Origin of the sequence: Brevibacillus reuszeri (assembly GCF_002897295.1) — a bacterium.
GTDB classification, from domain to species: domain Bacteria; phylum Bacillota; class Bacilli; order Brevibacillales; family Brevibacillaceae; genus Brevibacillus; species Brevibacillus reuszeri_A.
Genome location: NZ_BEXF01000090.1, coordinates 1 through 1402, shown reverse-complemented (window position 1 = coordinate 1402; position 1402 = coordinate 1). Strand labels below are relative to the sequence as shown.

4 protein-coding genes are annotated in these 1402 nt (G+C 39.8%); all 4 read right to left on the bottom strand.

What is annotated here, in order from left to right:
- Positions 1-230 (bottom strand): DUF2538 family protein (locus tag C3B52_RS35480; RefSeq protein WP_123058882.1); only part of this gene is annotated, 230 nt, incomplete at its 3' end.
- A 14-nt stretch (positions 231-244) separates the two neighbouring features.
- Positions 245-574 carry a hypothetical protein gene (locus C3B52_RS35475; RefSeq protein WP_235615976.1) on the bottom strand — a complete coding sequence of 110 codons (330 nt, stop codon included), beginning with the start codon at positions 572-574 and terminating at the stop codon, positions 245-247.
- Between the two features lie 69 nt (positions 575-643).
- Positions 644-982: a hypothetical protein gene (locus tag C3B52_RS35470; protein WP_047914404.1), complete on the bottom strand. Its 339-nt coding sequence runs from the start codon at positions 980-982 to the stop codon at positions 644-646.
- 152 nt (positions 983-1134) lie between these two features.
- Positions 1135-1359 carry a hypothetical protein gene (locus C3B52_RS35465; RefSeq protein WP_047914403.1) on the bottom strand — a complete coding sequence of 75 codons (225 nt, stop codon included), beginning with the start codon at positions 1357-1359 and terminating at the stop codon, positions 1135-1137.
- Positions 1360-1402 lie beyond the last annotated feature (43 nt).

Genomic DNA, 1402 nt, shown 5'->3' with positions numbered 1-1402 from the left:
TCTTCCACTTCAACTTCCTTGTCCTGAAATTTGTACATCCACTCCATGGGGCCTTCGTCACCAAACTTCCCACTAGTCCGGTTGTAAATTTCGGGCAGCGCAAGAATATAACATAAAGACTTATACTCTGGATCATTTACCGAATGATAAAACTCAACAAGCTTATAATAGTTACTTTGATGGGCATCGTTTACAAAGTACATACCGTACGCCTCCGTTTTCTTTTGCATTAACTTAAAACCACTCAATCTCTTTCAATCCGCTTAATATCTACACCCAAATGATCTGCAAGCATAATCTCTGCATCAGCTTTCACCTTACCCCAAAGCATCGAAATGGAGTCCACATATCCTCTGCAAAGAAACTCAGCAGCAAGGGAATGAGGCGTTCTTTTCTCGTCAATTATTTTAATTCCCTTTTGCCTCATTCTCTGCCTAATAGAACGCTGCTGTTTTATAATTTCGTCTTGTATACTCTTTAGCTGCAATTCAAATATGTGGCGAAGCTTGAAATCAGCTTCCTTCATTTTTTGGATGTTCAGCTCTAAAACATCTAGTAAGACTGGCAATTCCAAGTACGCTTTAACTAACGCCATGTCCTCTGTATCAGCTTTACGCATTTCCCCTCCGCAGACGATTCAGCATCACTTTAAAGACCGATACAGCTCAAACGTAGACTTATCAAGTCTGTTTGATGTCGTGTAATGATGTAAGAGAAATTCAAGCGCCGAAGAATTCTCGTTTAGATTAAGTTCTTGCTTGAGTGCGACAAATTTCTGCTTGTGATCCTCACCTATTTCTAAAGCCTCTTTTTCCAAACGTGCTTTCTCTTTTTTTATCTCCTGTTTATAATTCTGAAAATCTTTATAGATTTGAATTAAGCTTTCAATGACGCCATATGTTGTCTTTGCATTGAACTTATCTTTCAAGTTCTCTATCTCCACTTTCAATTCATCTGGAACCTGTATTGTTGCTCTCGACACGTACACACACTCCTTATAAAGTTGTTTTGATCCTTTAGTTAAGTGGACAGAATCGTACTCAAAAAATCATTCCGGATCTCGCCGGTTCGACTCTTATTGTGTACAAAAATGGATCTGAAGCAGCTCGCCAGGATTGTTATTTGTGTACAGAATTAGAATGATTGTTGCCGATCAATTATTTCTGCCTTCTCACGATACTGTTTATCCTTCACAAGCGTTATCTTCTCATAAGAATCATCATATAGGGCCAATAAATACGCGAGTGTTTCTGAATCGGTCTTGCACTTCAACGCCTCACGTACTGAACGTAATGATGCCTTGACTCCGCTGCTGCAATCCACCCTCGGCCTTGCATCCTTAGACGTTGTTCTAGCCATTAACACACCTCCTGATGGGTCTGTTATGTATCATTTAGGGTCA

Excerpts from the sequence above, each read along its gene's own strand:
- C3B52_RS35465 (WP_047914403.1), bottom strand. The coding sequence starts at position 1,359 with ATGGCTAGAACAACGTCTAAGGATGCAAGGCCGAGGGTGGATTGCAGC.